General features: G+C 67.7%; 32 protein-coding genes. 10 read left to right on the top strand and 22 right to left on the bottom strand.

The window, feature by feature from the left end:
* The first annotated feature begins 12 nt into the window (after positions 1-12).
* From JL37_RS14635 to JL37_RS14625, 3 genes are all read left to right on the top strand, one after another.
* Complete coding sequence (locus JL37_RS14635; RefSeq protein WP_369798553.1) at positions 13-1,110, top strand: ABC transporter substrate-binding protein; 1,098 nt, start codon at positions 13-15, stop codon at positions 1,108-1,110.
* A 144-nt stretch (positions 1,111-1,254) separates the two neighbouring features.
* Positions 1,255-1,827 (top strand): hypothetical protein, encoded by a 573-nt coding sequence (locus JL37_RS14630; RefSeq protein WP_043544879.1) that lies wholly within the window; start codon positions 1,255-1,257, stop codon positions 1,825-1,827.
* A gap of 222 nt (positions 1,828-2,049) precedes the next feature.
* Positions 2,050-2,616, top strand: a complete 567-nt coding sequence (locus JL37_RS14625) for an RNA polymerase sigma factor (protein ID WP_197064610.1) — start codon at positions 2,050-2,052, stop codon at positions 2,614-2,616.
* A 12-nt stretch (positions 2,617-2,628) separates the two neighbouring features.
* On the opposite strand, the gene sctC is transcribed toward JL37_RS14625, so the two are convergent.
* The 22 genes from sctC to JL37_RS14515 all read right to left on the bottom strand — a co-directional run bounded on the left by sctC (position 2,629) and on the right by JL37_RS14515 (position 19,338).
* Positions 2,629-4,530, bottom strand: coding sequence for a type III secretion system outer membrane ring subunit SctC (gene sctC, locus JL37_RS14620; protein ID WP_043544875.1), 1,902 nt, complete (start codon positions 4,528-4,530; stop codon positions 2,629-2,631).
* A 47-nt stretch (positions 4,531-4,577) separates the two neighbouring features.
* Positions 4,578-4,976 (bottom strand): CesT family type III secretion system chaperone, encoded by a 399-nt coding sequence (locus tag JL37_RS14615; protein ID WP_043544874.1) that lies wholly within the window; start codon positions 4,974-4,976, stop codon positions 4,578-4,580.
* Positions 4,973-6,031, bottom strand: a complete 1,059-nt coding sequence (gene sctU, locus JL37_RS14610; protein ID WP_043544999.1) for a type III secretion system export apparatus subunit SctU — start codon at positions 6,029-6,031, stop codon at positions 4,973-4,975. The genes JL37_RS14615 and sctU overlap by 4 nt, the downstream gene beginning before the upstream one ends.
* Complete coding sequence (sctT, locus tag JL37_RS14605; RefSeq protein WP_043544873.1) at positions 6,028-6,828, bottom strand: type III secretion system export apparatus subunit SctT; 801 nt, start codon at positions 6,826-6,828, stop codon at positions 6,028-6,030. The genes sctU and sctT overlap by 4 nt, the downstream gene beginning before the upstream one ends.
* Before the next feature lie 15 nt (positions 6,829-6,843).
* A complete protein-coding gene (sctS, locus tag JL37_RS14600) occupies positions 6,844-7,110 on the bottom strand; it encodes a type III secretion system export apparatus subunit SctS (protein ID WP_043544872.1) in 267 nt (88 codons plus the stop codon).
* A gap of 7 nt (positions 7,111-7,117) precedes the next feature.
* Entirely contained in the window at positions 7,118-7,789 is a 672-nt protein-coding gene (gene sctR / locus JL37_RS14595; RefSeq protein WP_043544871.1) for a type III secretion system export apparatus subunit SctR, read from the bottom strand.
* Positions 7,786-8,820, bottom strand: a complete 1,035-nt coding sequence (sctQ, locus tag JL37_RS14590; RefSeq protein ID WP_231570346.1) for a type III secretion system cytoplasmic ring protein SctQ — start codon at positions 8,818-8,820, stop codon at positions 7,786-7,788. Before sctQ ends, sctR begins: the two co-directional genes overlap by 4 nt.
* Before the next feature lie 64 nt (positions 8,821-8,884).
* Positions 8,885-9,445 (bottom strand): hypothetical protein, encoded by a 561-nt coding sequence (locus JL37_RS14585; RefSeq protein WP_043544867.1) that lies wholly within the window; start codon positions 9,443-9,445, stop codon positions 8,885-8,887.
* A complete protein-coding gene (locus JL37_RS14580; RefSeq protein ID WP_043544866.1) occupies positions 9,442-9,948 on the bottom strand; it encodes a type III secretion protein in 507 nt (168 codons plus the stop codon). The genes JL37_RS14585 and JL37_RS14580 overlap by 4 nt, the downstream gene beginning before the upstream one ends.
* Positions 9,945-11,276: a type III secretion system ATPase SctN gene (gene sctN / locus JL37_RS14575; protein WP_043544865.1), complete on the bottom strand. Its 1,332-nt coding sequence runs from the start codon at positions 11,274-11,276 to the stop codon at positions 9,945-9,947. The genes JL37_RS14580 and sctN overlap by 4 nt, the downstream gene beginning before the upstream one ends.
* An 18-nt stretch (positions 11,277-11,294) precedes the next feature.
* A complete protein-coding gene (locus JL37_RS14570) occupies positions 11,295-11,933 on the bottom strand; it encodes an HrpE/YscL family type III secretion apparatus protein (RefSeq protein ID WP_052097212.1) in 639 nt (212 codons plus the stop codon).
* Positions 11,903-12,559 carry a SctK family type III secretion system sorting platform protein gene (locus JL37_RS14565; protein ID WP_043544863.1) on the bottom strand — a complete coding sequence of 219 codons (657 nt, stop codon included), beginning with the start codon at positions 12,557-12,559 and terminating at the stop codon, positions 11,903-11,905. Before JL37_RS14565 ends, JL37_RS14570 begins: the two co-directional genes overlap by 31 nt.
* A 2-nt stretch (positions 12,560-12,561) precedes the next feature.
* Positions 12,562-13,398 carry a type III secretion system inner membrane ring lipoprotein SctJ gene (gene sctJ, locus JL37_RS14560; protein ID WP_052097209.1) on the bottom strand — a complete coding sequence of 279 codons (837 nt, stop codon included), beginning with the start codon at positions 13,396-13,398 and terminating at the stop codon, positions 12,562-12,564.
* Positions 13,398-13,814 carry a type III secretion system inner rod subunit SctI gene (gene sctI, locus JL37_RS14555; RefSeq protein WP_043544860.1) on the bottom strand — a complete coding sequence of 139 codons (417 nt, stop codon included), beginning with the start codon at positions 13,812-13,814 and terminating at the stop codon, positions 13,398-13,400. The genes sctJ and sctI overlap by 1 nt, the downstream gene beginning before the upstream one ends.
* Before the next feature lie 46 nt (positions 13,815-13,860).
* Complete coding sequence (locus tag JL37_RS14550) at positions 13,861-14,283, bottom strand: tetratricopeptide repeat protein (RefSeq protein WP_156124310.1); 423 nt, start codon at positions 14,281-14,283, stop codon at positions 13,861-13,863.
* A gap of 54 nt (positions 14,284-14,337) precedes the next feature.
* The gene (locus JL37_RS14545) at positions 14,338-14,799 is read right to left on the bottom strand and encodes a tetratricopeptide repeat protein (RefSeq protein WP_043544858.1); all 462 of its coding nucleotides are present in this window, start codon (positions 14,797-14,799) and stop codon (positions 14,338-14,340) included.
* A 34-nt stretch (positions 14,800-14,833) separates the two neighbouring features.
* Positions 14,834-16,057, bottom strand: a complete 1,224-nt coding sequence (gene sctE / locus JL37_RS14540) for a type III secretion system translocon subunit SctE (protein WP_043544857.1) — start codon at positions 16,055-16,057, stop codon at positions 14,834-14,836.
* 26 nt (positions 16,058-16,083) lie between these two features.
* Positions 16,084-16,956, bottom strand: coding sequence for a type III secretion system translocon subunit SctB (sctB, locus tag JL37_RS29740; protein WP_052097207.1), 873 nt, complete (start codon positions 16,954-16,956; stop codon positions 16,084-16,086).
* 49 nt (positions 16,957-17,005) lie between these two features.
* Positions 17,006-17,518, bottom strand: coding sequence for a SycD/LcrH family type III secretion system chaperone (locus JL37_RS14530; protein WP_043544854.1), 513 nt, complete (start codon positions 17,516-17,518; stop codon positions 17,006-17,008).
* 32 nt (positions 17,519-17,550) lie between these two features.
* The gene (locus JL37_RS14525) at positions 17,551-17,847 is read right to left on the bottom strand and encodes a hypothetical protein (protein WP_043544852.1); all 297 of its coding nucleotides are present in this window, start codon (positions 17,845-17,847) and stop codon (positions 17,551-17,553) included.
* A gap of 38 nt (positions 17,848-17,885) precedes the next feature.
* Positions 17,886-18,488, bottom strand: a complete 603-nt coding sequence (locus tag JL37_RS14520) for a hypothetical protein (RefSeq protein ID WP_052097204.1) — start codon at positions 18,486-18,488, stop codon at positions 17,886-17,888.
* Between the two features lie 124 nt (positions 18,489-18,612).
* Positions 18,613-19,338 carry a hypothetical protein gene (locus JL37_RS14515; RefSeq protein ID WP_043544851.1) on the bottom strand — a complete coding sequence of 242 codons (726 nt, stop codon included), beginning with the start codon at positions 19,336-19,338 and terminating at the stop codon, positions 18,613-18,615.
* A gap of 225 nt (positions 19,339-19,563) precedes the next feature.
* On the opposite strand from JL37_RS14515, the gene sctW reads away from it, so the two are divergent.
* Genes sctW through JL37_RS14480 form a run of 7 tightly spaced genes read left to right on the top strand, consistent with a single transcriptional unit; the run spans position 19,564 to position 25,589 of the window.
* Positions 19,564-20,664, top strand: a complete 1,101-nt coding sequence (gene sctW, locus JL37_RS14510) for a type III secretion system gatekeeper subunit SctW (protein ID WP_043544850.1) — start codon at positions 19,564-19,566, stop codon at positions 20,662-20,664.
* Complete coding sequence (locus tag JL37_RS14505) at positions 20,661-21,041, top strand: hypothetical protein (RefSeq protein WP_043544848.1); 381 nt, start codon at positions 20,661-20,663, stop codon at positions 21,039-21,041. Before sctW ends, JL37_RS14505 begins: the two co-directional genes overlap by 4 nt.
* A 22-nt stretch (positions 21,042-21,063) precedes the next feature.
* A complete protein-coding gene (locus JL37_RS14500) occupies positions 21,064-21,465 on the top strand; it encodes a hypothetical protein (RefSeq protein ID WP_043544847.1) in 402 nt (133 codons plus the stop codon).
* Positions 21,466-21,472: 7 nt separating this feature from the next.
* Positions 21,473-21,823, top strand: coding sequence for a hypothetical protein (locus JL37_RS14495; RefSeq protein ID WP_043544845.1), 351 nt, complete (start codon positions 21,473-21,475; stop codon positions 21,821-21,823).
* Positions 21,824-21,831: 8 nt separating this feature from the next.
* Positions 21,832-23,925 (top strand): type III secretion system export apparatus subunit SctV, encoded by a 2,094-nt coding sequence (gene sctV / locus JL37_RS14490; RefSeq protein ID WP_043544844.1) that lies wholly within the window; start codon positions 21,832-21,834, stop codon positions 23,923-23,925.
* A 25-nt stretch (positions 23,926-23,950) separates the two neighbouring features.
* Positions 23,951-25,276 carry a type III secretion system inner membrane ring subunit SctD gene (gene sctD / locus JL37_RS14485; protein ID WP_043544843.1) on the top strand — a complete coding sequence of 442 codons (1,326 nt, stop codon included), beginning with the start codon at positions 23,951-23,953 and terminating at the stop codon, positions 25,274-25,276.
* A 34-nt stretch (positions 25,277-25,310) separates the two neighbouring features.
* A complete protein-coding gene (locus JL37_RS14480) occupies positions 25,311-25,589 on the top strand; it encodes an EscE/YscE/SsaE family type III secretion system needle protein co-chaperone (RefSeq protein ID WP_043544993.1) in 279 nt (92 codons plus the stop codon).
* Positions 25,590-25,595: the final 6 nt, after the last annotated feature.

Genomic DNA, 25,595 nt, shown 5'->3' with positions numbered 1-25,595 from the left:
CCCTCGGCAGGCATGGCGCAGACGGCCGCGACGCCCGCCGCCCAAGTGTTCCCGACCAAGCCCGCCGCCAAGGCCGACGGCAAGAAGTGGCGGATCGGCTACTTCGAAAGCGGCGACTACAGCGAGTACCCCCGCACCCTGCGGGTCACCGTCGAAGGCCTGCAGAAACTCGGCTGGCTCAGCATGCCCGCCATGCCCGACGGCCTGAACGGCCGGCAGATGTGGGACTTCCTGGCCGACAACGTCCGCAGCGACACGCTGGAATTCGTGCGCGACGCCTGGTGGCAGCCGGGCAACTTCGACGCGGCGCGGCGGCCCGCTGTGCGCGAGGCCATCAAGCAGCGCCTCACGGCCCAGCGCGACATAGACCTCATCATCGCCATGGGCACCTGGGCCGGCCAGGACATGGCCGCCATGGGCACGCCCGTGCCGACCATCGTGGCCTCGACCAGCGACGCCATCGGCGCGCGCATCACGCGCTCGGCCCAGGACAGCGGGCAGGACAACCTGCACGCCCGCGTCCAGCCCGAACGCTATCAGCGGCAGGTGCGCCTGTTCCACGAAATCGTGCCCTTCAAGCGCTTGGGACTCGTCTACGAAGACAGCCCGGAAGGCCGCACCTACAGCGCCGTCGAGGCCGTGGAACAGGTGGCCCGCGAACAGCATTTCGAGGTGCTGTCCTGCAACGCGCCGTCCAACGGCATTCCGCCCGAGGTCGCCACGCGCAACGCGGTGGAATGCTATGCCAAGCTCGCGCCGCAGGTGGACGCCGCCTACGTGACCGTGCACCGGGGCGTGACGCCGGCGTCCATCGACACCGTGGCCGAGATCCTCCGCCAGGCGCGGGTGCCCAGCTTTTCGATGCTGGGTTCCGAAGAGGTCAAGCACGGCCTGATGCTGAGCCTGGCGCAGGCCGACTATTCATACGTCGGGCTGTTCTATGCGGAAACGATGGCGCGTATCTTCAACGGCGCCAAGCCGCGCGACCTGTCCCAGGTGTGGATCGATCCGGCCAAGATCGCCCTGAACCTCGAAACCGCGCGCGTGATCGGCTTCGACCCGCCCGTGGATATCCTGCTGGCGGCGGACGAAGTCTACGAAGCGCAGTAACGCCGTGTTTCGTGCCTGCATGCGCAATGACATAGAATAAGGCGCGTGCTCGGCTGTGGAACTAAAGTAGGCCCTGGGTTACTCACGCACAGGGTCGTAGGACCGCCACGGCCACGTATCGGACACGCCGGATTTCTTGGCTGCATGACAATTTCATCGGTTACCCCTTCGTCGCCATTCATTTCCCTGGATGCCTTCGCCAAAGCAGCGGAAGGCGGCCAGGACGTTTACGTCGATATCGCGGGCGGCAAACTGCAAGTGCTGGGCACGGGCGCCACGCCGGGCGGCCGCAGCGTGGCCTGGGTGGCTCCGGACGTCGACACGACCGCGATGTTTGCCCAGACGCTGGCGCAGAGCTACGGCCAGGGCATCGCCAGCGCCGTATCGCGCGAACTCGGTTTGGAGCCCAGTCCCGGCAAGCCCCTGTCGGCGCGCACCGTCGCCGCCGCCATCGATATGGCCGAAACCTCCAGCCACGCCATGTCGGGCGTGGATTTCATGACGCGCCTGGCCACATCCGCCGCGGGCAACACCCCGGCATTCCAGCAGGCCTGCCAAGACGCGGGCGTTCAGCCCACGGCACTGGACGCCGAGCGACGGGCCGCGCTGGACCGGGCCATGGAGGCCCGCTTCGACCAGGCGGCTCGCTCGGGGCAGAGCCCGGTTCCGCTGGCGACCGCCGCCGGCTGGCTACGGGACCTGCTCAAGGCCCTCTAGCTTCCGCCAGGCGGAACCTGACGGAATCCACTTACTTGTTTTTACATATCTCGCCGTATAAAGCCGACTTTTGGCCCAATATTTCCATTTTCGAAATATTGTGACGGAGTTAAGCTGCCATAATTCGTCATTTCGGTAGTAACTAGTAGCTTAAGACACGTTTCTTTTCGCCGCCCCATGACCTACCCCAGCGACAGCACACCCGCTTCCCCCGAAGCGGACATGCCGCCCATTCGCTCCGACGAAGAAGGGCCGGGCTGGGACCCGGGCGACGAATACCTGCTGCGGGACCTGGTGCGCGACCATTCCAGCCGGCTGCAGCGCTTCATCATCAAGCACATCGGCAACACCACTGAGGCCGAGGACCTGGCCCAGCAGGCGTTCGTCGAAGCGGCCCGCTCCTACCGCAATTTCCGGGGCGAGTCGCAGCTGTCTTCCTGGCTCTACGGCATCGCGCTGAACCTGGTCCGCAACCACCTGTCGCGCGCTCCCGAACGGCGCCACGCCTTCGTCAGCGATAGCGTGCTGGAAGAACAGGCTTCGTCCGAGCTGTCCCCCGACCGCGTCCTGGAGCAGAACCAGACCATGGCCCTGCTGCAGGAGTCCCTGGACGAGCTGCCCGAAAACATGCGCGACATCCTGCTCATGGTCGGGCTGGACGACATTTCCTACGAAGAAGCCGCCGCGCTGCTGACGGTGCCCATCGGCACCGTGCGCAGCCGCCTCTCGCGCGCCCGATCGGCGCTGCGCGAAAAGCTGGCCCAGAAGGGCCTGCGGCTGGACGGCTGAGCCGCCCTTCCCCTACGGCGCCCGGCCCGTGCCCGGCGCGGCCACCGGCTGTACCTGTATGACCGGCCCCTGGGTGGCATTCGACTTGCCTTCCAGGATGGGTTCCGCCACGGGCGACACCTGCAGCCACTCCGACGCGCGCACCGGTCCGCCGCTGGCGCGCACTTCCACGTTCGGCTCGAACAGTACCCGCGTGCGCTGGCTCTGCGCCAGGTCCAGGTACTGGCCCGCCGTCATGGGTTTGTCCACTCCGCCCCAGGTCGCGTTCAGCATGGGCGCGGTGTTCGACGCCGCGCCGGGCGTGCGCACCACCTCGCCGTTGACCGCGACCACCCTGGGCCGGATCAGGAACAGGCGCTCGCGGCGCTGCACCGTCTTGGATTTGTTGGAGAAAAAGATGCCCAGGCCCGGGATGTCTCCCAGGAACGGCACCTTGTCGACCTGTTCGCTGTTCTGGCTGCTGTTGTAGCCGCCGATCAGCAGCGTCTGGTCATTGCCCACGACGGCCAGCGTGCTGATGTTGCTCTTGCGCACCGTGGGCAGGTTGTCGATCTGGCGCTCTTCCTGGATGCGTCCGTCCTCGATATCCACGGTCAGCTCGACGCGCGCGCCGTCCCGCGATTCGATGTGACGCGGCGTGACGCGCAGCGAGGTGCCCACCGTGACGGGCGTCACCGTGGCCACGCGCTCTCCACGCGTCTGGATGTAGAAGGTATCCGACAGATCGATCATGGCGCCCAGGTTGTCCGCCGTCAGGATCGAAGGCTGCGACAGGATGTTGGCCTGGCCCTTGGTCTGCAGGGCCCGCAGCCGCGCCACCAGGTTAGTGCCCACGCTGACACCGATGGTGCCGGGCGACAGCCCGGCGGCGCCGTCCACCGGCAGGCCGCCGCTGGGCGCCAGCGCCAGGTTGCCGTAGCCGAAGCTGGCCGAGCCCGCGCGGGCTCCCCAGTTGACGCCCAGCTCGTTCACCAGGTCCGAGTTGACGTCCACGATCATCGCCTCGATCTCGACCAGCGTGCTGGGCAGGTCCAGTTGTTCGATCAGGCTGCGGTAGATGGGGATGCGGTCCGGGATGTCCTGCACGATGATGGCGTTCAACCGCGCATCGGCCTGCACCGTCGGTTCGCGCAGGCGCAGGCCCGGCTTGCCCACCGGGGCCGGCGCCTGCATGCCCGCCGCCGCCAGGGTCGGCGCGCTGTCGGCGGCGGGGCCGCCATTGACCTGCGGGAAGGCCGGCGGGTTGTCGCGCAGCGGCGCGGCGATGGCGGCCAGCGTTTCATTGTTATTCCCGCCCCCGCCCCCAGTGATCAGGTTGCGCAGCACGGTGGACAGGCCCGGCGTCACGACCTTCTGGTCGCGGTAGCTGATGGTGCGGTCGTTGACCGAGGCATGCTTCAGGCGGAACACCGCGACCTGCTGGCCGCCGGCGCCCATCGGCAGCGCGGCGACGGTGCGTTCGACCAGATCCACGTAGCCGGGCGGGCCGGACACCAGCGCGATACCCTGGTCGGGCAGTTCGCCCCAACCGAAGCGCGGGTCCAGGATGCCCAGTTGCACCAGCGCCTGCCGCAGGGCGCTGATGGAGCTGCCCATGGCGCTGACCGAGCGCGTCTTCATGTCGTTCGTGCGGCTGACGAAGAGCGTGCCGGCATAGACGAACCAATTGAAGCCGTAGACGCCGCCCAGCCTGTCCAGGAATTCGGTCGGCGAGTTGGCGTTGAACTTGCCGTTGACCGTGCCCGTCACGTTGGGCCCCATCTGCAGCGAAAGGCTGAATCCGCCCGCGAACTCGCGCAACAGCGTCTGCAGGTTTTCTTCGCGCGCGTAATAGCTATAAGGCACATTGGGCCAGTTTGGCGCCGCCTGCGCGCCGCCAGCCAGGCCCAGCGACAGCGCGGTCGCCAGAATCATCCGCTTCAACACTCTATCTCCTCGGGCAACGGTCCCGGATATCTTGTTCATGCCAGCCGCCGCAGCGCGCCCGTCCAGAACGACAGAGCGTTGGCGAAAGCGCCGAAAGCCTCGTCCAGCGCCAGGGCGCTGCTGTCGGGCCTCAATGTCTGCTGCAGCCACAATGCCCTGCCCTGCGGGTCCACGACGCAGCCCGCCGCGTGGCGGCTCAACATGCCCGCCGCCAGCTCGCCGGCCGCGCGCGCGAACGCGTCGCGCGCGGCGCCCTCCTCGGGAAGCGCGCAGAGGCGGCAGGTCAGCGCCAGCCAGCCATCGGGCGCCGCCTGCAGATGGACCCGGTAGGCATCGTCGATCACGACGGTGAGCCTGCCGTCGGCGCGGGCGGGCGCCGGCAGGCCATGGCGGCTCGCATAGGCGGAAATCAGGGGGTGTGGGATGGATGTCATGGTTGCTGTTCCGGATCGGCGGCCATCTTGCGCACCAGCCGCAGCACTTCGGCAACGGGTTCGATGAGCTCGCTCGGGATGTATTGGTCGGCTTGCGCGTCGGCCATCAACGCGCGCGCCAGCGGAATGTTCTGCATCACGGGCACGCCCGCCTCGCGCGCGGCCCGCATCATCTGCTCGGCCAGCGCGCCCTCGCCCTTGGCCAGCACCACCGGCAGCGGCGTTTCGTCGGGCTCGTAGTAGATCGCGATCGCCAGGTGCGTGGGGTTGGTCACCAGCACCGAGGCTTTGCGCGCGCTGGAAACGGCGCCTTGCATCACCATTTCCTGGTGCAGGTGCTTGCGCTTGTGCTTGATGTGGGGATCCCCCTCCATCTCCTTGAATTCCTGCTTGATCTCTTCCTTGCTCATCATCAGCCCCTTGCGGTACTGCATGCGCTGCCAGACGAAGTCGGCCAGCGAGATCACCACGTAGGCGAACGCGATGTTCACCACCAGCGTGCGCATCATGCCTCCCACGCCCGCTTCCAGGCCGGCCAGGCCGCTGTGCGGCACCGCCATCAGCTCCGGTAGAGCATCGCGCACAACCAGGGTCACCAATACGGAAAGAAACGCGATCTTGATGATGGACTTCAGCAGTTCGACCAGGTTCTTCTTCGAGAATATGTTCTTCAGATTGGCCATCACGTTCAGCTTCTTGGCCGAAGGCTTGAGCTTCTCGAAGGCCAGCAGCACGCCCACCTGCAGGAACTCGGAGAACATGCCGACGATCAGCACGATCAGCACGAAGGGCAGCACCAGCGTCACCGCCTCGCGCAGCGCCGCGTCCAGCGCTACGGGCAGCGCCCGCTCGAACGGCATGCCGACGAGCGTCGACGGAACAAGTATCAGCCGCCCCAGCGATTCCACGATGCCGTGCGCGTTGCCCAGCATGTAGCCGAACAGCGCAAGCACCAGCAAGGTCTGGGTGAAGTCCTTGCTGTGCGCGACGTCGCCCTTCTCCCGGGCCTCGCGCAGTTTCTTCCCGGTCGGCTGTTCTGTTTTTTCGCCGCTCATGGCGCCCGCCATTGATTGTCGAGAAAGGGCAGCGCGGAACCGATCTGGCCTGTGGCCTCGGCGGCGTACTCGAACAGCGTGCTCATGTAGAGCACCATCACCAGCAGCGCCAGCGCGCTCTTGATCGGCATCGCCAGGAAGAACACCTGCAGCTGCGGAGCGAAGCGGCTGACCAGGGCCAGGCCCACTTCGGCCAGGAACATCGCCACGATCGCCGGCGCGGCGAACAGCAGCGTCAGCCGCAGGAAACGGCCCAGCTGGTCCAGCATCAGCGGAACGCTCTCCTTGCGCAGCGTGGGCGCCCAATCCCACAGGTCCCACAGCCGGAAGCTGTCGTACAGCATGGTCAGCATCAGCGTGAAGCCCCCGCCCACCAGGAAGAACACCATGAAGGCCTGGTTGAAAAGAATGCCCATGGGCGAGGAGTCGTTGCCCGTGGCCGGGTTGATCGTCGCGCCCAGGCTGGCGCCGCGCTGGTTGTCGACGACGAAGCCCACCGCCTCGAAGATCCAGAACGGAATGGCCACCAGAAAGCCCATGACCATGCCGACGAACACTTCCTTCACCACCAGCAGCGCGATGTCCAGCGTGCCCAGTTCCATGACCGCATAGCGCGGCGCCAGCGCCGGCACCAGCACGATGCCGATGGCGGCGCACAGCGCGTAGCGCAGCATGCCCGGCAGCAGCTGCCGGTTGAACAGCGGCAGCATCGCGCACAGCGCCAGTATCCGGGGCTGCGTCAGTGCCAGCGTGCCCAGGAAGACTTTTGCCTCTGCGTAGGTGATGCCCGAGATCATCTGTGCGCGCCGCCCCTAGTGGATCTTGTAGAAGAGGTCGAACACGGAGACCGTGAAGTTGTAGAGCTCGGCGCTGAGCCAGCGCGCCGTGAGCAGGATGGTGGCGAACACGGCGATCAGCTTCACCGCGAACGACAGCGTCTGCTCCTGGATCTGGGTCAGCGCCTGGAACAGCGAAAACAAGGTGCCCACGATCGCCGCCACCGCGATCGGCGGCAGCGACAGCCACAGCACCAGGTACAGCGCCTGGGTCATGTATGAAACGAGATCGACCGTTGCCATGGCGCGCTCAGCCGTAGGAGAGGACCAGGCCCTGGATCAGCCGGGTCCAGCCGTCGACCATGACGAACAGGAACAGCTTCAAGGGCATGGAGATGGTTACCGGCGACACCATCATCATGCCCATCGCCAGCAGGATGTTGGACACGATGAGATCGATGATGACGAAGGGCAGGTACAGCAGGAAGCCGATCTGGAAGGCGGCCGTAAGCTCGGACACGAGAAACGACGGAATCAGCACCAGCAGATCGTCTTCCTTCAGGTTGCGGGAAGCCTGTTCGCCCCACAGGCCGCGCGCCGTGCGCACGAAGAAATCCCGCTGCTCGGGCTTGCTGTTCTTCAGCATGAAGCCGCGCATGGGCTCCGCGCCCCGCGCCACCGCGTCCATGATGCCCTCCAGCCGGTCCGGCGCCGGCGCGCCCGGGGCCACGGCCGCTGGCGGCGCCCGCAATTCGTCGCCGATCTGCATCACCACCGGCCCCATCACATAGGCCGACAGGATAAGCGCCAGGCCGTAGAGCGCCATGTTGGGCGGCACCTGCTGCACGCCCAGGGCGTTGCGCACCAGGGTCAGCACCACGGCGATCTTCAGGAATGAGGTCGTCATGACGGCGGCCAGAGGCACCAGCGCCAATAGCGCCAGGACCACGGCCAGGCTGATGGGATCCGCTCCCCCGCTCATGCGCCGGCCTTGCCCAGGCTGCGCAGCGTCACGCCGATCCTGCCGTCTATCTCCACCAGCTCGCCCGTGCCCAGCAGCGCTCCGTTGGCGCGCACGATGACGGGGCCGTCCGCAAGCGGACGCTCCAGGTCGAAGGTTTCGCCCGGCTGCAGCATGCGCAGTTCGCCCAGGGTCAGATGGCGTTCGCCCAGCTCGAACGTCAGCCGCACGGGTATCGCGTCCATATCGAATGGGGCGGTGGCGGCGCCAGGCTCGGCATCCGCCGGCAGTTGAGGCGTCTCGGTCATAAGGGAAGTCCAGCCTTGCGTAACGAGGTATGAGGATTGTTCGCGGCGCACGCGCAGGCCCTGCCCGCCCGCCGCCAGCCATAGTTCACCTTCCGGCGACACCAGGTAGTGGTCCAGGAAGATGGTGTCGCGCGCCTGCAGGCCTCGCAGTTCGGCGGCCGGCAGGTCCGTCCAGCCCAGGCGCGCGCCGATGCGCACCGGCACCGCGTCCAGGTCGGCGCCATTGGCGGCCGGTTCGGCCCGGCCGACCAGGCTCGCCAGCAGCATCAGGCCCAGGCCGTCCGTGTCCAGGGAGGCATAGACCGTGTCGCCGTTGGCCGGATTGAGGGCGGCGATCGTCCAGGATTGCGGCAGGCCCGTGGATGCGCCGCCGAGGCCCACGACCCGCGCCGGGCCGCCCGGCGACACCGCGCTCAAGGCCGCCATAGCCTCGGCCAGCAGCGTTTCGATGGCCGTGGCGACCAGGGGTTCGGGCATGGGGCCCGGGTCGATGCCTGGCAAGCGGGCCGCCAGCCAGGCATCGATCGCCGAGGGCGGCAATCCCAGCCGCAGGCGGGCGCCGGCCCATTCCAGATCGGCGGACAGGCTTGCCGACTGGCGCACCGCATCCGGCACGCCCGAGGTGAAGCCGAGCCGCCAGACAGCGGCTTCGGCTTGCGCGTTGGAAAGCGGCGCCAGCGTGATCCGCAGGTCCGCGCCATGGTGCGCGATCAGCGTGCGGGCCCGCGCTTCATTGCCGCTCAAGCGCGGCAATGGATAGGAAGAAAGAGAGTGTTGCGTGCTGGCAGTCATGGGGATACAGGGGTAGTCAGCGGCCCGGCGCCGCGGCGTCGGTCTCCGCCAGGCAGGGGTCTTCCGGGTCGTCCGCGCTCACCCGCACTCGCGTCGGCCTGCCCAGGCTTTCCGCCAGCTGGACGGCCAGCTCGGGCGCCATGGCGCAGAGACGTTCGCGCGAGCTCTCGTTGGCGCAAATGAATTCGGCCACGCAGCGGCCTTCCTCTTCGTAGACCGACACGCTGACGCCCGGCAGCACGTCGTCCTTCAATTCCACGCGGACCTGCCGCCGGCCGTTGCTGCCGTCGGCCACCAGCAACTGCTCTGCGCTGTCGCTCAAGGCCCGGGCAAGGGCCTGTGCCTGGCCGCCGGCCTGCGCGGCGGCGGGCGCGGCTGCGCCAAAGAGCGAGAACGGCGAAAGCGCAGCGGGCGGCGCGGGGACCGCCTCGGTCTCGCTCTGCGACATGGCCCTGTCGAAGGCCTGGCGATCGGTGTCGCTTGCCTGGCGTCCCGAGGCGTGGCCGTCGGAATTCGACAGCGTTCCCATGCCCTGGGGAATGGCCGTTTCCAGCCCGATGCGTCGGTCCATGCTCATGCGGGTTCAAACTCCTCGTGCTGCTCCCAGTCTTCGCGGTCGCGCGAAACCGAGGCGGCCTCTTCCATTTCCAGGTCTTCCTTCTGCTCCAGCGCCTTCATGTGCTCGTCCAGGTGGATGCGCGCCAGCTCCACGAACTTGCCCGTCAGGCGCACGGCCTGCCGGTGCTGCTGGCGGCTGGCCTCCAGCGCCTGGACCTCCTCGTCCAGCCGGCGCTCGGCTGCCTCGACCGCCTGCTCGTGCCGGCGCTCGCCTTCGCGCAGCCCGGCCACGTCCTGCAGGACGGTCTCGATCTCGCGCACGCGGACGACCCGGCTGCACAGGTCGCTGTACAGGGCCCGTTCATGCCTGACCGCCTCGTCCCGATAGGACGCCAGCGCCGCTTCGGAGTCGCGCCGGGCGGCGTCCGCCTCGGCGTGTCGCAGGCGCTGCCGCGATACGGCGATCTCGGCCTGGCCTTCGCGGAAACGCTTGATCGCAAGCAGTTCGTCGAACACGCTCATTGCGCCCCCATGATTTCCGTCATGCGCGCCAGGGCTTCCGGCAGGGTCGCGCGCTCGTCGGTGCGCTGGCGCAGAAAGGTATTGATCGCGCCTATCTTGTCGATGGCCTCGTCGGTGACGGCATCGCCGCCGCGCTTGTATTCGCCGATCTTCACCAGCAGTTCCACTTCCTGGTACTTGGCCATCAATTCGCGCAGCCGGCCCGCGGCCCGCTTGTGCTCGGGCGTGATGACCGCGTTCATCACGCGGCTGGCCGAGGCCAGGACGTCGATGGCCGGATAATGGTTGGCCGCGCCCAGCTTGCGCGACAGCACGATGTGGCCGTCAAGGATCGAACGGGTTTCGTCGGCGATGGGCTCCGTCATGTCGTCGCCCTCCACCAGCACGGTGTAGAGCGCGGTGATCGACCCGTGTTCGTTCATGCCGGCGCGTTCCATCAGCTTTGGCAAGGTCGCGAACACCGACGGCGGATAGCCGCGGCGGGTCGGCGGTTCGCCCGCGGCCAGGCCGATCTCGCGTTGCGCGCGCGCGAAACGGGTCACCGAATCCATCAGGAACAGCACGCGCTTGCCCTGGTCGCGGAAATACTCGGCGATGGCCGTGGCCACGTACGCCGCCTTGGCGCGCTCCATCGAGGACTTGTCGCTGGTGGCGCAGACGATGACGCTCTTGCGCCGGCCCTCACGGCCCAGCTCGTGCTCCAGGAACTCGCGCACCTCGCGGCCGCGTTCGCCGATCAGCGCCACCACGGTGACGTCCACGTCTGCGCCCTTGACCAGCATGCCCATGAGGGTGGATTTGCCGCCGCCCGCCGCCGCGAAGATGCCCATGCGCTGGCCCTCCCCGCAAGTGAGTACGCCGTCCAGCGCCCGCACGCCCAGCTCCAGCGGTTGGGCGATGATGCGGCGCTTCAGCGGATCAGGCGCTTCCGCGAACACGGGGTAGAACTTGCTGGCCTCCAGCGGGCCGAGCTCCGCCTCGTCCAGCGGGCGGCCCAGGCCGTCCAGCACCCGGCCCAGCAGCCCCGGGCCCACCGGCACCATGTGCGCGCGGCCGGTCGGGATGACTTCGGTTGCCGTAGAGATACCGTACATATCGCCGATCGGCGTGAGCAGCGCCGCGTCGCGCGCGAAGCCCACGACTTCGCCCTTCATCTCGAAATCCTCTCCGGGATTGCGCAGGACGCAGACCTCGCCCACCTTCACCGTCGGCACCACGGCCTTGATGATGGTGCCGATCACCTGGGTGACCCGCCCCTTGATCCTCAAGGTTGGCGTGTCCTGGAGCGCAAGCTCCATCATTTCGGCGATGTAATCGAACTGGCGCATGATCAGGGCCTGCCCATGCTAAACCCGGCTGCCCAGCGTGCGCTGGAAGGCCTGGCGCAGCGCCTGGATCTGGCCCTCCAGGCTGGCCTCGACCATGCCGATCTCGCTTTCCAGGATGCAGGCGCCGCGCGCCAGCCGGCCATCGGCCAGAATGTCCAGGTAGCCCACGCCCGGATAGGCGGCCAACAGGTCATTGATCTGTCCGCGCACCGTGTCCACTTCCGCCGGATTCAGCCGCAGGGTCATCTGCTTCTGGTTGCGCACGACGGCCAAGGCGTTGCGCACGACCACCATCACTTTCTCGCGGTCGTCGAAACCGTCCACGACCTTGCGCACGGCGGCCATCACCAGCTCCACCATCTCGTTTTCGACGCCTGCGAAATACTCCACCGTGCGGCCGACGGTCTCTATCATTTTCTCGGCCTGGTCCAACAGCGCGGACTCGCGCCCCTCTTCGTAGCCACGCTTGCTTTCCTGTTCGAATGCCGTGCGGGCGCCGCCGACGATCTCATCGGCCTGGGCGCTCGCCTGCGCCAGCAGCGCTTCCGCGCCGACCCAGGCCGCATGGTCGTCGGCGCGCAGCACCCGCGCGGCGGGGTCGACGCGGCCGGCTAAGACGCGAGGCGTCAGCGGATCGCGGGAAATGAGGAATGCCATGTGGGATCCGTGTTCTTCAGTATCGACAGCCCGAGCGACAAAGCGTCGGCCGCGGCCAGGGGGGAATCGTGGGCCGGCAGCTCCGGCAGTTTCAGTTCGGCGCGCAGCTGCAGTTCGGGGCCGCCGCCGCTCAACGCGGCCCGCAAGGCGCCGTGGCCCAGCGCATCGACCGCGGCGGCGGTCTGCTCGATCGGCCATGCCGCGCTTTCGGCAATGCCGGCATGCAGGCCGGCAGCCGCTCGGCGCGCAAAATCCACCAGATCGGCGCCCAGGCTTGCGAGCAGCAGCCGCACCTCGTCGCCGGCGATGGCGCGGCGCAGGCGAGGGCCGCAAAGCACCGCGCCCAGGCGGCGCGCGCACAACGCCAGCGCATCCGGCGCCAGAAGCGCCAGCGCCAGCTCGGGCCGGCCGGCGTCCGTCACCGGACGGTCGAGCAGGCCGAGCCCCCTCAGGATGTCCCGCGACCAGTGGCGGTGCCAGGCGGCATCCAGGGCGGGCGCGCGCGCCATCGCCTCCAGCGCGGCGGCCGACGCAAACGCCGCATGGCGGCTGGGGTGCAAGGTGCGGCTGGGCAGCTGGTTGAACTCAACCAGCCGCCTGTCCAGCGCGCTCGCCGCCGGCGCCATGATCAGCGCGCCTCGCCCACGGGCTCGCGGCGTTCGGCCCGGGCGCGCGCCGGCACGCCGTAGCGCCAGAGCAGCCAGCCGACCGCTCCGGCCAGCGCCAGCACCAGCAGGACCAGCGCAACCAGCCAGGCGACCAACACGCCCGACGACCCGTCCGCCACCTCGATGCCCAGCACCTGGCGCATGGCGCCGCCCGCAGCAGCAGCGGCGGCGGCCGGCTGCGCCGACACCAGCGCGATCGACACGCGGTCTTCGGTCAGGCCCGGAATGGCGTGGGTGACCAGCTTGCGGATCTGCGGCTGCAGGGCGTCCAGGTTGTAGCCCGCCTGATGCTTGATGAACACCGCCGCCGTCGATGGCGTGGTGTTCTCGCCCACGCCGCCGCGCTCGGGCAGCACCACGTGCACGCGCGCCGCCAGCACGCCGTCCATCTGGGACAGTGTGTTGGTCAGTTCCTGCGACAGGGCGTAAATGTAGCGGGCCCGCTCCTCCAGCGGCGAGGACACCAGGCCTTCCTTGCGGAATATCTGCCCCATGCCGTCGAAACGTTCGCGCGGCAACCCCCGAGCGCGCAGGATATCCAGCGCGCGCGCCACCTGCTGGCCGTCCACCGACACGGCCACGCCGGTCTTGGTGACCGCCTTCTGCGCCGAAATGCCGGCATCGAGCAGCACCGACAGCACCTCGTTGGCCTCGCTTTCGTTGGCGGCCGAGAACAGCTCCACCCGCGAACCGCAGGCGGCCAGGACGAGCGTCAGGCCGATGGCGAGCAGCCGCAAGGCCGCCACGCTCCGTCTCGGGGCCTGAGTGAAAAATGACAGGCAGCAGACTTCCCGCATCACGACATCCTGACCAGCGAATCTATGTTCTGCGTAGTGCGCGACACTGCCTTGCCCACCATTTCATACTGCACGGACACCTGCAGCAGATCCGCCTGCAGGCGCATCATTTCGGCCACGGAGGGCTGCGAGGAGATGGCGTCCATGCGGCTGGATATGCCCTGCCACTTCTCCGAGTATTCGGTGGTGGTGCTGCGCAGGCTGGCCAGGATCTGGTTGCCCAGGGTCGGCGGCGCGGCGTCCACCGGCGCCGCGAAGGCCGATTGCAGCGCGGACTGCAGCCCCGTCAGGGCCGGCGCCGCGGCCTCGGGCGCGTTCATGACCGCATTGAAGCGTTCGGTGGCCAGCGCCGCTGGCGGCGTCGGCGGCGTGGACAGAATGGGCGGCAAGGCGGCCGAAAGCGCTGCGATTTCCATGTACGCTAGCTCCAAAGTCGATGATCACAAGCAGTCGCGGCGCGCGTCATGCGCCCTCCTGCGGCAGGCCCAGCAGTGCACGCGCCAGGCGCGCGCCCTCTCCGTCGCCGTGGGCGACCGTTTCCAACAGGCGCGCGCTTTCCCGGTTGCGTCCGGCCAGTTGCAGCGCGAAGCCGCGCCACGCGTCCAGCAGCGGCCGCTCGGCCGGGTCGGCAAGCACGGCGTTCTCCAGCAGGCGCACGGCGTCCGGCGCCCTTCCGGCGTTCAGCCAGGCGACGGCAAGCCCGATCAAGGGGTATGCCTGGCCGGGGCGCAAGCGCCTGAGCGCGGAGAAAATCGTCTCGGCGCGAGCGGCATCGCCCGCGCCGGCGGCCAGGAAACCGATTTCCGACAGCATTCTGGCGTCGTCCGCCAGAAGCACAACAGCCGTCTCCTGGGAGACGGCTTGGGCCATGGGGGCTTGGGCCATGGCGGCCTGGGCCGCTGCGGGCCCGGGTGGTGAAAGCGCGTTATCGTCCATGCTTCAAGACGCGGCCTCCCTCGTGGTCAGTTGCAACAGCGCTTCGGCGCGCTTGCGCACGTCCTCCGGGATGCCGGGGGTGCACAGCAGTTCCAGCGTTCGGCGCGCCTGATCCAGCTGCTGGCCGGCCATCTGGCATTCGGCGACGCGCAGCGCGACGTGCCATGAATCCGGATACAGGGTAAGCACCAGCGAATAGATCGTGACGGCCTCGTCGGATCGGCCCAGCATCTGCAGGCACACGCCCAGCCCCACCAGATAATGCTTGCGGGTCGGGCCATACTGCGCCAGGAACGCGAACACCGGCAGCGCCTGGGCATACTGTTCCTGGGCGACATGCGCGTACGCCAGCGCGTACACCACCTCGAGCTGCTCGGCGGTCAGGCGGCCCGCGGACGGCAAGCCTTCAAACCCCTTGAAAAGCGCCTCGCCAAACTCGTCACGTTGAATTGCGCTGTCGGCCATTTTCTTTCCTTGTTGCGTTGCCATGCGCCGGGCGTCAGACCGCCATCCGCTTGCCGATGTTCGCAGTGATCTGCGACATGCTGTCGGCGGCGCCGTTGATCATCTGCGACACCATGCGCAGGCCTTCTTCCATCTGTTTGATCACCTTGGTGATCTCTTCCTGCGCCTCTTCCATCCTGGCCTGGAGCTTGCGCGTGATGGCGTCCATCTCCTTCTTGTCCGCCTGGATGTCCTCGGCCTCGCGCTTGGTCTGGGCAACCGAAATCTTGACTGCGCCCTGCGCGATCTGCGTCGCGCCCTGCGTGATCTGCCCGACGGCGGCCAGCACGCGCGACGTGGTGCTCACCGCGCTGGCCCCGCCGGAAGCGGCGATGGTCACGGCGCCCACCGTGACGGCTGCCGCGATGGCGAAGGCCATGGTCAGGGCCATCGTGGTCTTCTGGTCAGCACCGGCCAGCTCGGCGATGCCGCCGGCCAGGCCGCCCAGCAGGCCCGGCTCGATCATCAACAGGGCGGGCGACGCCAGCCCCACCACCCCGGCGACCACCTTGCCGATGCGCTGCGCCGTTTCCTCGTCGACGCCGCAGGCCTGCAGGAACTTGCTGGCGACGGTCGTCATGAGGTTGCTCAGGCTGATCTCGGGCCCGCCGCACTCCTTGGATATCTGGTCCGCCAGCGCGATCGTCGAACCGATCAGGCCCATTACCGCCAGGGCGAGCAGCGGCGCCGCCGCGCCGCCCGTGACCACCGATCCTGCCGACAGCGCGACCACGGCGATGGCCGAGAACACCACCGCGGCGATCTTGCCGATCCAGCCGAAGATCTTGCCCAGGAGCCCCTTGCTGGCGGCTTCCTCGCATTTCTTGACGTAGTCCTGGATCTTCTGCAGCTGCGCCTCGTTGTTCTTCTCCATCTTGGTCCGCGCGGACGCCAGGTTCTCCTTGGCGCTGGCGATCTGCGCGGCATCCGACTTGGAGCGGATGCTGCGCAGCAGATCGATCATGTCGTTGGCGGAGAACGATTGCGGCGGCGGCTCCAGCGTGGGCGCGCCATTGCCGTTGAACATGGCGTCGGAGCGGCCAGGCGCCGCGCCCTTGGCATCCGGCAGGGAGCCCGCCATATCCATGAAGGCGCCGAGCAGTTCGCGGACCTTGGCGGTCGCCTGCGCGGCCTGGGCCGCCGACGCGCCGGCGTCGCCCGGCAGGCTGGCGCCCGGCGGCAGCGCGGAACTGCCGATATTGGAAGAAATCGAATTCATGTCGGGGTCCCCTGGCCTACGCCGGCTCAGATGTTGCGGGCGATGCCGCGGTTCGTTTCCATGCGCGACTGTTCTATGGCGGAGAGCTTGTCGCGCAGGTCGCGGATGACGTCCATCATCTGCTGGGCCATTTCGTTGGCCTGCTGCACGCCGGACTCATGCACTTTGGACTGGGCCTCGAGTTCCGAACGCTTGGCGTCGTGCTCTGCCGCCTTGCGCTCCTGCGCGGCGTTCACGATGGTGCCGATGCCGCTGGCGACGCCGGAGATGCCTGCCCCCTTGTCCGAATAGCTCTTGGCCAGGGCCTCGGACCCACCGCCGGCCAGCACGCTGCCCTGCTTGAAGCCCGCCCCCATTTGGACCAGCCCCCCCGCGATCTGGAACGCGCCCTGGGTGATCGCGCCGATCATGCGCTCCTCCGCGGCGTTGCGCATCTCTTCGGCGGCGCCCTTCAGGGTGTCGACCTGGGCCTGCAGCTCGCTGGCGCGCACTTCCCGCGCCGACGTGCGCATCGTCTGCGCCAGCTGTTGGAACAGCATCATGAAGGCATACATGTCGGTCTGCACTTCCTGTTCACTCAGCTGCGACAGCGCGTTGAGCGTCGACCCGGCGTCGACGCCCAGCTTTCCTTCGGGCGCCTGCAACGGATTGGCCCCGCCGCCCGCGTCCGGCAGCTTCCCGCTCATGGCCGCCAAGATCTGCGCCAACGTCTCGCCATTCAACTCCCTTATTGCCCCCATCTCGGCCAGCAGTTTTTGCTTGACGGCCTCGTTCTCGGAAGCGATGGACTGCTTGCTGTCGACGAGCTTCTGAAGAACGTCGGAGGGCGCGCTCTTGAACAGGTCTTCGATGTTGGACGGCAGATTCGCGCCGCCCCCGCCTACGGAATTGATGCTCATGGAATGGCTCCAGTATCTTGGCCGCGCGCCTCAGGGCGCCCGGCGGGGTTCAGGCCTGCGGTCCGGCCAGGGCGTCGCGCAGGACACGCGCGCGCGCCGCCACGGTGGCGTGCTTTTCCTCGCCGTCACACATTGCGGCAACGGCGTCCAACGCTTCGATGGCCTCGTCGCGGCGCCCCATTTCAACCAGCGACTCCGCGCTGTAGTAGAGCGGCGCCGGATCCAGCGGGTCTGCCGCGATGGCCGGCAGGTACTGGCGCAATGCGTCCTCGTGCCGGCCCAGCATGCGGCTGGCGGCCGCCAGCGCCAGCCCGTAGCGGGGTTGCGTGTGGTCGTAGGTGACCAGCGCGGAGAAAACCTTGAACGACTCGCTGTAGCGCTGCTGCTCGTACAAGGCATGGCCCAGCGAGTACATCGCCTCCAGCTCGGCCGGCGCCAGCCCCAGCACGTCGCCGAGCTTTCCGCCCCCGCGTATATAGCTGGCCAGCCCGCCGGTGGCCTCTTCCATGGCGGCCTCGAGGTTGCGCGCCAGGGCGGCGTTCTCTTCCGGGGTCAGACTCATGTCGTTCTCCTGTTTCCTGGGCGGCGCCCGCCTTACACCATGGGGCGCATTTTCTTGATGCCGCCCGACGCCGCCGGCGCGGCGAAACTCTGCCGCGCCAATTCCTGCGCCACCTCGTTCTCCACCGCTTCCAGGTCCTGGCGGAACAGAGACTCGGCCTCTTCGCGCTCCTTGGCCCCCAGGCGTTGCGCGCTTACGGCGCGCACCTTTTCCGGATCCAGGCCCTGGTCCCGGTAGAACTCGTCGGCCTGCGCCAGGGCGCGGCGCGCGTTGTCCAGCGCGCGCTCGGCATCGGCGTGGATCTGTTCGGGGGTCTTTTTCTGGCTCATGTGGGTATTCCGGATTGGGGAAGGATTGAGAGGTTCGATCAACGCATGTTGCCGATGATGGACGAGCGGCTGTCCTGCATCTTCTTGACGAAGTTCGTCATCACGTCGAAGGCTTCGTTGCGCTTGTTGGTCATGCCCTGCAGGCGCGTCATGTCCATCTGCTGGGTGTTCGAAAGCGCATCCACCTTGTTCTTGATGGCCTGGATGGCGGTTTCGATGCTGCCCTTGGTGACATTGCTGACGCCGCCGTCCACCTTCAGCTGGTACTTGTCGGTGTTCAGGTCCATGCCGGCTTCGCCCATCGCGCTCCACATGGCGTCGCGCATCGCGTTGTAGCGGTTGTCGTTCTCCGTGCCGGCCTTGTTCCAGTCGGGAATGTCGCCGTCCTTCATCTTGGTGCCGCCGTCCTTGCCGGACTTGAACAGGCCCGCCAGCGCGTTGAGGCTGTTCATGGCCTCGTTCAGCTTGGCGATTTCGGTGTTGCGCTTCTGCACCTCGTTGATCTGGTTCTGCAACTGCGCGTCCAGCAATTTGACGCGTTCGCCCTGCACCATCATGAGGGCCGTCTCGATGTCCATGCTGGACAGGTCGATCTGGCCGATGTTGTTGGCGCCATTGGCGCCAGCGGCTGTTATGCTCATTGCTCTCTCCAAGGATGGCGCGCCGCGTTTCCGGAGCATCGCGCCTGGGTCGGGGCCGTTCCGGCCTCGCATGCTGCATGAGTAACCGTGCCGGACCGGAAGTTCCACTCTGCCGGCCTCCGTATCAACGCATGTTGCCGATGATGCTGGAACGGCTGTCCTGCATCTTCTTGATGAAGTTCGTCATCACGTCGAAGGCCTCGTTGCGCTTGCCGGTCATGCCTTGCAGCCGCAGCATTTCCGTCTGCTGGGTATTGCCCAGCGCGTCGACCTGGCTCTTGATGGACGTCATTTCGGTCTTGTTGGCTTCGACAGTGGCCGCGTTGTTCTTGATGCTCTCCTCCAACGCCGCCACCTTGGTGTCGATCTCCTTTTGCCAGCCGGCCACCACCCTGCCCTTGGCGTCCATGGTGCCGTTGCCGTCCACGTCGCGCGGCGCATCCGCGCCGCCAGGAATGCTCAGGCCCGACGCCTTGATCTGGTCCAGCGTGGCATGCGACAGGGCCTTGTCGTCGCCCTGCCCCCATGACAGGCCGTACCAGCCCTCAGGATTCGGGCACTCGCTGGCCTTGAGCCGCGATTGCAGGTCCCGCAGCTCGGTGATCTGCTTCTGCATGGACAGGTTGGACTCTTCCAGCTTGTTGTTCTCGGACGACTTGGCGGCGATGGAGTCGTTCAGGCCGGCCATCTCCGCATTGCGGGCGCTTACCGAATCGAGCTGCAGGCGCAGGGCGTCCTCCAGCAACTGGGTGCGCTCGCTCTGGACCGCCATCAGCGCGGTTTCCAGGTCCATCGACCCCAGGTCCATGCCCGCTATGCCGCCGACGCCTGCTCCGGAAACTGTGGACATCTTCTTCTCCTCTTGCTGTGCGTCCGGTGAAGAACGCCTCGCTCATTAAGGGTTAACCCTTGGAATATTCACGGATGCCGTTACCGTCCGGTCCAGCTCCGTCGCCATGCCGTGTTCGTAACGTCCGCCTCGGCTTGGTTCCATCGAACCTGCATGGAACTTTCCCGGGCCGGGCGTTACTACCACTGACTACGCGCGGCCTGTGCCGGCCGCCTGACATGCCCTATGAACCGTATCGAAGCTGGCCTTCCCTCCTCCGCTTTCTCCTCGATGACCTCGCAGGCCGACGTCCAGCACGGACAGCCGCAGGCCGGCACGATGCTGGGCCAGGCCGCCGTCACGGTCGACGGCGAGTTTTCCCTGGCCGACTCGGCCGAGGAACTCAGCCTGCACATGGCCGAGAAAACGGAAGACAAGCACCATGCGGAGCGCAAGGTGCGCGGCGACGCACCCTTGCAGACGATCAGCACCGAAGCCATCCTCGCCTACATGGCGGAGACCCACGACGCCGACGGGCAGGCGAAGCTGACCGAACTGGCGCGCCACCTGCTCAGCGGCAAGGGCGATCCGCGCCAGGCGGCAAGCCAGGCCTTCGGCGACGTATCGCAGCAGTATCTGGCCTTGCAATATGCGCTGCGCCAGGGTGAGCGCGAGGGGGTTTCCGAAGAGGTGCTGGACGGACTGCGCGAAGCGCTGGCCGACCTGGAACTGGAAAGCGGCCCGCGGATCCGCGCCGGCATGAACACCATCGGCGCCGCGTCGGCCTACTCCGGGGACGTGCGCGGCGTCGCGGATTTCCAGCGGACCTACCGGGACGTCGTGCTGGGCGAATCCGGCCTCGCCAAGACCCTGGCCCTGGCCCTGGAGCGCTTCGGCGGCCAGGAAGTCGGCCGCGGGCTGCGGCAACTGATCCTGGCGCTGGGCCAGGACCTGGCCGCCGCGCGCCCTTCCTCCAGCCCCGACCGGCTGCAAGCCCTGATGCAGGACCTGTATCAACTGGGCACCGCGGTCACCGTCCTGGAGGGCTGCGCGGAACTGGCGGAAAAAATGGGCCGGGATCACGGCGTCGCGGTCGCATCCGAGCGCCTGATGCAGGACCTGGTCAACGTCAGCAATGAAAAATGGGTTTCAGAATCGCGCTTTTCCAGCCTGGCCGGCACGCATGGCGTGTCCGCCGTGGAAGGCCGGATCGCGTTCCTGGGCGGCGTGCGCGCCGTGCTCAAGGACCTGCCCGTATCGGTCTATGCCGACTCGGATACCCGGCAGTCCGTACTGAACGCCGCCCAACTGGCGCTGGACGCCGCCATCGACGAGGAATACGAATGAACAGCCTGGACCAGGCGCTGAGCGCCTTCGGTGAAGACATCGGCATGCCCGGGCTGGCGCTGGGCGCTCGCGGCAACGTGGCGTTGCAGCTGGAATCCGGCCGCCGCGTCGCGATCGAACCCGCCGAAAACGAGGTGCTGGTGTATGTCTCGGACCCCGTGCCCTACGACGCGCCCGAGCGCCTGCTGCGGGCCTGGCGCCGCGCCCATCATTCCCGCCTCGACGGCTTGCCGGTGCAGGCCGCGCTACGCGAGCAGGACGGCCTGCCGCGGCTGCTCGCGGCAACCCGGCTGGCCGCCGCCGACGCCAGCGCGCATCGGCTGCAGCAGGCTGTCGAGCACCTGTCGCGCTGGCTCGACGCCGCGCGCGACGACTGACCCCTGGACACGGAGACCCATCATGTCCGACATGCGCATCAACGGCCTTGCCTTCGATCGGGGCATCGACGGCATTTCCTATGCAAGCAGGGACGCCGGCGGCCAGCACCTGCCCGAGCGCCAGGAACTCGCGCCCCCCGCCGACGGCGTGCGCGCACAGCTTGCCCAGCTGCTGGACAAGCCCACCGCCGCTCGCTACCTGGACGAAAGCCTGCGCCCGCCGCTGGCCAACCGCGACCTGCTGATGCCGGCCAAGTTCCAGCAGGCTCTGCAATCCGCGCTGGACGGGCTGGGCGCCGCCGCCGAGCAAACGCAGAGCCAGGAGGACGGGCGCGCCCTGAACCGCGCGTTGCGCCTGCTCAAGGACGAAGCGGGTCTGCGCGAACTGGTCGCGATGTACCGCAGCGCGCTGTACCAAGGATGAACGCCCGATGCCGCTGAAACACGAGGCCCGCGAGCTGCTCAGCCTGCTGGCGTACGTCTATCTCGAAAACAACCGGCCCGAGAAGGCGGCCGTGCTGCTCAATGCCCTGCACGCCCTGGACATGGCAGGGCCGCGCGAGCTCGCCACGCTGGCGCTGGCCCGGCTGCGCGCCGGCAAGCCCGAGAGCGCCCTGTCCACGCTGGACGCCCTGGCCATGCAAGGCGGCGCGGGCGCGCCCTTCCACCTGATCCGCGCGCAGACCCTGCTGGCGCTGGAGCGCCGGGAAGAGGCCGCCGCCGCCATGCGCGCCTATGTCGCCTCGCGGCCCGCCGCCGCCACTGAAACGGAAACGATCTGAGCCGCTCCATGCAAGCCCTTAACCGCGCCGTCGCCGCCGCCACCAGCCGCAACGATATCGTCCTGGCGATATTGATCGTCTCGATCATCTTCATGATGATCCTCCCCCTGCCGACGACCCTCGTGGACGTGCTCATCGGCGCCAACATGACCCTCTCGGCCATCCTGCTGATGGTCGCCATGTACCTGCCTTCTCCGCTGGCGTTCTCCTCGTTCCCGTCGGTACTGCTGGTCACCACGCTGTTCCGCCTGGGCATCTCCATCGCCACCACGCGCCTGATCCTGCTGCAGGGCGACGCGGGGCACATCATCGAAACCTTCGGCAATTTCGTCGTGGGCGGCAACCTCATCGTCGGCCTGGTCGTCTTCCTGATCCTGACCATCGTGCAGTTCGTCGTGATCACCAAGGGCGCTGAGCGGGTGGCCGAAGTGGCCGCGCGCTTTTCGCTCGACGCCATGCCCGGCAAGCAGATGTCGATCGACGCCGACCTGCGCGCCGGCACCATCGACATGGACGAGGCCCGCAAGCGTCGCTCCGTCGTCGAAAAGGAAAGCCAGCTGTACGGCGCCATGGACGGCGCCATGAAGTTCGTCAAGGGCGACGCCATCGCGGGCCTGATCATCGTGGCGGTGAACCTGCTGGGCGGCATCCTCATCGGCACCATGCAGCGTAATCTCAGCGCCGGCGAAGCCGTGCAGGTCTATTCCATCCTGACCATCGGCGACGGCCTCATCGCGCAGATCCCCGCGCTCTTCATCGCCATCTGCGCCGGCATCATCGTGACGCGGGTGCAGACCGGCGACGGTCCTTCCAACGTGGGCAAGGACATCGGCGCGCAAGTGCTGGCGCAGCCGCGCGCGCTGCTGATCGCTGCGGCGATCGCAGTGGGCATGGGCCTGATCCCGGGCATGCCCACCTTGACCTTTCTTGCGCTGGCCGCGGTCGTCGGCACCATAGGCTTCGTGCTGCTGCGCGGCACGCGCAAGGTGGTGGACGAGAAGACGGGCGAAATCACCGAGATCCCCGCCCTGGCGGCCGACGGCCAGAAACCCGCGGCCAAGCCGCGCACCGACGGCAGCGCCGAGTTCGCGCCCACCCTGCCGCTGATGATCGATGTCGCCGCGCAGCTGCAACGCAGCTTCGACGCCGACGAACTGAACGACGAGCTGCTCAAGATCCGCCGCGCGCTGTATTTCGACCTGGGCGTGCCTTTCCCCGGCATCCAGTTGCGCTTCAACGACGCGCTGCCGCAAGACACCTACAACATCCTGCTGTCCGAGGTGCCGATGTCGCAGGGCAAGCTGCGGCCCGGCGCGGTGCTGGTGCGCGACACGGAACAGAACCTGCAGGCGCTACAGGTTCCTTACGAAACGGACAAGCGCTTCCTGCCCAACATCCCCACCATCTGGGTCGCGGCCGAGCTCGCGCCCACCCTGTCGGCGGCCGGCATCCCCTACCTGGACCCGCACCAGGTCCTGACCTGGCATCTGGCCTTCGTGCTGAAAAAATACTCGTCGGACTTCATCGGCATCCAGGAGACGCGCTTCCTGCTTACCGCCATGGAAGACCGCTTCCCCGACCTGGTGAAGGAGGCGTTGCGCGTGATGCCGGTGCAGAAGATCGCCGAGATCATGCAGCGCCTGGTGTCCGAGGATATTTCCGTGCGCAATCTGCGCGCGGTGCTGGAAGCGCTGATCGAATGGGGGCAGAAGGAAAAGGACTCGGTGCTGCTGACCGAATACGTGCGGGTCTCGCTGAAGCGGCACATCAGCTACAAGTACTCCAGCGGCCAGAACATCCTGCCTGCATACCTGCTGGCGCCCAACGTGGAAGAGACCGTCCGCGGCGCCATCCGCCAGACCTCGGCGGGCAGCTATCTGGCGCTGGATCCGAACGCGTCGAAGAAGCTGGTGGACAACATCAAGCGCGCCACGGGAGACCTGAACGCCACGGCGCAGAAGCCGGTGCTGCTGACCTCCATGGACATCCGCCGCTATCTGCGCAAGATGATCGAGCAGGACCTCTACGAACTGCCCGTGCTTTCCTACCAGGAGCTGACGCAGGAAATCAACGTGCAGCCGCTGGCGCGGGTGGATCTATGAACGCGCCGCGCATAGGAGTTCCGTCATGAGCGTAGCGCTGGAACTGCGCGTCCTTAGCGGCCTGCACCGCGACGCGCGCTGCCTGGTCGAAGACGGCTCGGTGCTGGGCGCCGATCCCGCCTGCGACGTCGTGCTGGCCGACGAAGGCATGGACGCCCGGGCCGCGCAGGTGCGCATCGGCGCGGGCGGCTGGTCGCTGGCGGCCGGCGACGCTGCGCCCGTCACCCCGTTCAACCATCCCGTCGCGCTCGGCCCGGTCTGGGTCACCGTGGCGCGGCGCGACGACCCCTGGCCCCAATTGCCCGAATCCGGCGCCGAGGAGCCGGCAATGGCGGCCTCCGCTCCGGAGCCGCAAGCGCCCGACCCCGCCGCACCCCCGGCGGTGTCCTCGGCCGAGGAAGATACCCAGCTGGAACGCCGGCTGCCGCTGCCGCCCGTACCGGGCCGGCGCCGCAAGCGCGACTCGTGGCCGATGGCGCTGGGGCTAGGCGCCGTTGCCCTGACGATCATCGTGGCCATCGCGCTGGCGCTGATCCCGCCGTCCACGGCCAAGCGCGCGCCGACGCCCGACCCGCGGCTGGCCGCCGCCGAGAAATCGGTGGGCCAGATATCCGCCGTATTCGAGCGCATGGGGCTGGCGTCGCGGCTGCATGTGTCCTTGTCGCGCGACGGCACGGTAACCGTATCGGGCTGGGTGCGCAATGCTGTCGAACAGGACGCCGTCGCGGCGGCCCTGTCGCAGATCTGGCCCATGCCCGCCATGCGCATCAGCAACGAGGACGAAGCCGTGCGCACGGCGCGCGGCGCGCTGCGCGCGTTCAACGTCAAGTACGAACCGCGCTACCAGGGCGACGGCCGGCTCGAAATCACCGGCATCGCCAGCAGCGCCCGCGAACGCGCCTCGGCCCTGGACGCGCTGCGCGCGCAGCTGCCCGGCATGACGGTGCTGGGCAACGGCATCAAACTGACCCAGCAGGTCAGCGATACCTTCTCGAATCAGCTGGTCGACGAGGGCCTGTCCGGCGTCACGCTGGCCTGGAAGGCCGACTACCTGGACATTTCACCCGGGGCGCTGGACGACGACCAGATGCAGCGCCTGCAGGCGCTGGTGGCGGACTTCAACAAGGATCACCTGGACGTGGCGCGCGTGGCGTCGGCCAGCGCCGCGGCGCCGGCCGACAGCGTGCCGTTCACGATACGCAGCGTGGTCGGCGGCGCCCAGCCCTTCATCGTGCTGGAAGACGGCAGCAAGCTGCTGGTGGGCGGTGTCTACCGCAAATACCGTCTCGTCGCCGTGGAGAACACCCGCATCATTTTCGAAGGACCGCGCAACGCCATCGTGACGCGCTGAGCGCGCCATGCCCGCATCCGACACCCGAGCCGCCATGAACGCACCGATCACATTGACCGAACTCGAGGAACGACTGGCCGCCCCCGGCGGCGCCGAACTGCGCGCATCGCTTTCCCTGCGCATGGACGCGCTGGAAGCCGCGGCGCGCGCGCAGCTGGAACGCGGCCTGGCGCCGGCCGCGTTCCAGAATGCCCAGGCCCTGGTCGACGCCGCCCGCGCCGCGCGGGAAGTACTTGCGGCCAGCGATCTTCCCTCCCAGTCCACCGCCAGCGCGCCGGCGGCCCCGCTCCCCTTCAATTCCCTGCCCCGCTAAGGAGAC

Origin of the sequence: Achromobacter sp. RTa (assembly GCF_000757485.1) — a bacterium.
GTDB lineage: Bacteria > Pseudomonadota > Gammaproteobacteria > Burkholderiales > Burkholderiaceae_B > Achromobacter.
This window is presented reverse-complemented; position numbering and strand designations above follow the sequence as displayed.

Bases quoted from the DNA above. Each gene is read 5' to 3' on its own strand.
- JL37_RS14635 (WP_369798553.1), top strand. From the start codon at position 13: ATGGCGCAGACGGCCGCGACGCCCGCCGCCCAAGTGTTCCCGACCAAG.
- JL37_RS14630 (WP_043544879.1), top strand. From the start codon at position 1,255: ATGACAATTTCATCGGTTACCCCTTCGTCGCCATTCATTTCCCTGGAT.
- JL37_RS14625 (WP_197064610.1), top strand. From the start codon at position 2,050: ATGCCGCCCATTCGCTCCGACGAAGAAGGGCCGGGCTGGGACCCGGGC.
- sctC (WP_043544875.1), bottom strand. From the start codon at position 4,530: ATGATTCTGGCGACCGCGCTGTCGCTGGGCCTGGCTGGCGGCGCGCAG.
- JL37_RS14615 (WP_043544874.1), bottom strand. From the start codon at position 4,976: ATGACATCCATCCCACACCCCCTGATTTCCGCCTATGCGAGCCGCCAT.
- sctU (WP_043544999.1), bottom strand. From the start codon at position 6,031: ATGAGCGGCGAAAAAACAGAACAGCCGACCGGGAAGAAACTGCGCGAG.
- sctT (WP_043544873.1), bottom strand. From the start codon at position 6,828: ATGATCTCGGGCATCACCTACGCAGAGGCAAAAGTCTTCCTGGGCACG.
- sctS (WP_043544872.1), bottom strand. From the start codon at position 7,110: ATGGCAACGGTCGATCTCGTTTCATACATGACCCAGGCGCTGTACCTG.
- sctR (WP_043544871.1), bottom strand. From the start codon at position 7,789: ATGAGCGGGGGAGCGGATCCCATCAGCCTGGCCGTGGTCCTGGCGCTA.
- JL37_RS14585 (WP_043544867.1), bottom strand. From the start codon at position 9,445: ATGAGCATGGACCGACGCATCGGGCTGGAAACGGCCATTCCCCAGGGC.
- JL37_RS14580 (WP_043544866.1), bottom strand. From the start codon at position 9,948: ATGAGCGTGTTCGACGAACTGCTTGCGATCAAGCGTTTCCGCGAAGGC.
- sctN (WP_043544865.1), bottom strand. From the start codon at position 11,276: ATGCGCCAGTTCGATTACATCGCCGAAATGATGGAGCTTGCGCTCCAG.
- JL37_RS14570 (WP_052097212.1), bottom strand. From the start codon at position 11,933: ATGGCATTCCTCATTTCCCGCGATCCGCTGACGCCTCGCGTCTTAGCC.
- JL37_RS14565 (WP_043544863.1), bottom strand. From the start codon at position 12,559: ATGGCGCCGGCGGCGAGCGCGCTGGACAGGCGGCTGGTTGAGTTCAAC.
- sctJ (WP_052097209.1), bottom strand. From the start codon at position 13,398: ATGCGGGAAGTCTGCTGCCTGTCATTTTTCACTCAGGCCCCGAGACGG.
- sctI (WP_043544860.1), bottom strand. From the start codon at position 13,814: ATGGAAATCGCAGCGCTTTCGGCCGCCTTGCCGCCCATTCTGTCCACG.
- JL37_RS14550 (WP_156124310.1), bottom strand. From the start codon at position 14,283: ATGGCCCAAGCCCCCATGGCCCAAGCCGTCTCCCAGGAGACGGCTGTT.
- JL37_RS14545 (WP_043544858.1), bottom strand. From the start codon at position 14,799: ATGGCCGACAGCGCAATTCAACGTGACGAGTTTGGCGAGGCGCTTTTC.
- sctE (WP_043544857.1), bottom strand. From the start codon at position 16,057: ATGAATTCGATTTCTTCCAATATCGGCAGTTCCGCGCTGCCGCCGGGC.
- sctB (WP_052097207.1), bottom strand. From the start codon at position 16,956: ATGAGCATCAATTCCGTAGGCGGGGGCGGCGCGAATCTGCCGTCCAAC.
- JL37_RS14530 (WP_043544854.1), bottom strand. From the start codon at position 17,518: ATGAGTCTGACCCCGGAAGAGAACGCCGCCCTGGCGCGCAACCTCGAG.
- JL37_RS14525 (WP_043544852.1), bottom strand. From the start codon at position 17,847: ATGAGCCAGAAAAAGACCCCCGAACAGATCCACGCCGATGCCGAGCGC.
- JL37_RS14520 (WP_052097204.1), bottom strand. From the start codon at position 18,488: ATGAGCATAACAGCCGCTGGCGCCAATGGCGCCAACAACATCGGCCAG.
- JL37_RS14515 (WP_043544851.1), bottom strand. From the start codon at position 19,338: ATGTCCACAGTTTCCGGAGCAGGCGTCGGCGGCATAGCGGGCATGGAC.
- sctW (WP_043544850.1), top strand. From the start codon at position 19,564: ATGAACCGTATCGAAGCTGGCCTTCCCTCCTCCGCTTTCTCCTCGATG.
- JL37_RS14505 (WP_043544848.1), top strand. From the start codon at position 20,661: ATGAACAGCCTGGACCAGGCGCTGAGCGCCTTCGGTGAAGACATCGGC.
- JL37_RS14500 (WP_043544847.1), top strand. From the start codon at position 21,064: ATGTCCGACATGCGCATCAACGGCCTTGCCTTCGATCGGGGCATCGAC.
- JL37_RS14495 (WP_043544845.1), top strand. From the start codon at position 21,473: ATGCCGCTGAAACACGAGGCCCGCGAGCTGCTCAGCCTGCTGGCGTAC.
- sctV (WP_043544844.1), top strand. From the start codon at position 21,832: ATGCAAGCCCTTAACCGCGCCGTCGCCGCCGCCACCAGCCGCAACGAT.
- sctD (WP_043544843.1), top strand. From the start codon at position 23,951: ATGAGCGTAGCGCTGGAACTGCGCGTCCTTAGCGGCCTGCACCGCGAC.
- JL37_RS14480 (WP_043544993.1), top strand. From the start codon at position 25,311: ATGAACGCACCGATCACATTGACCGAACTCGAGGAACGACTGGCCGCC.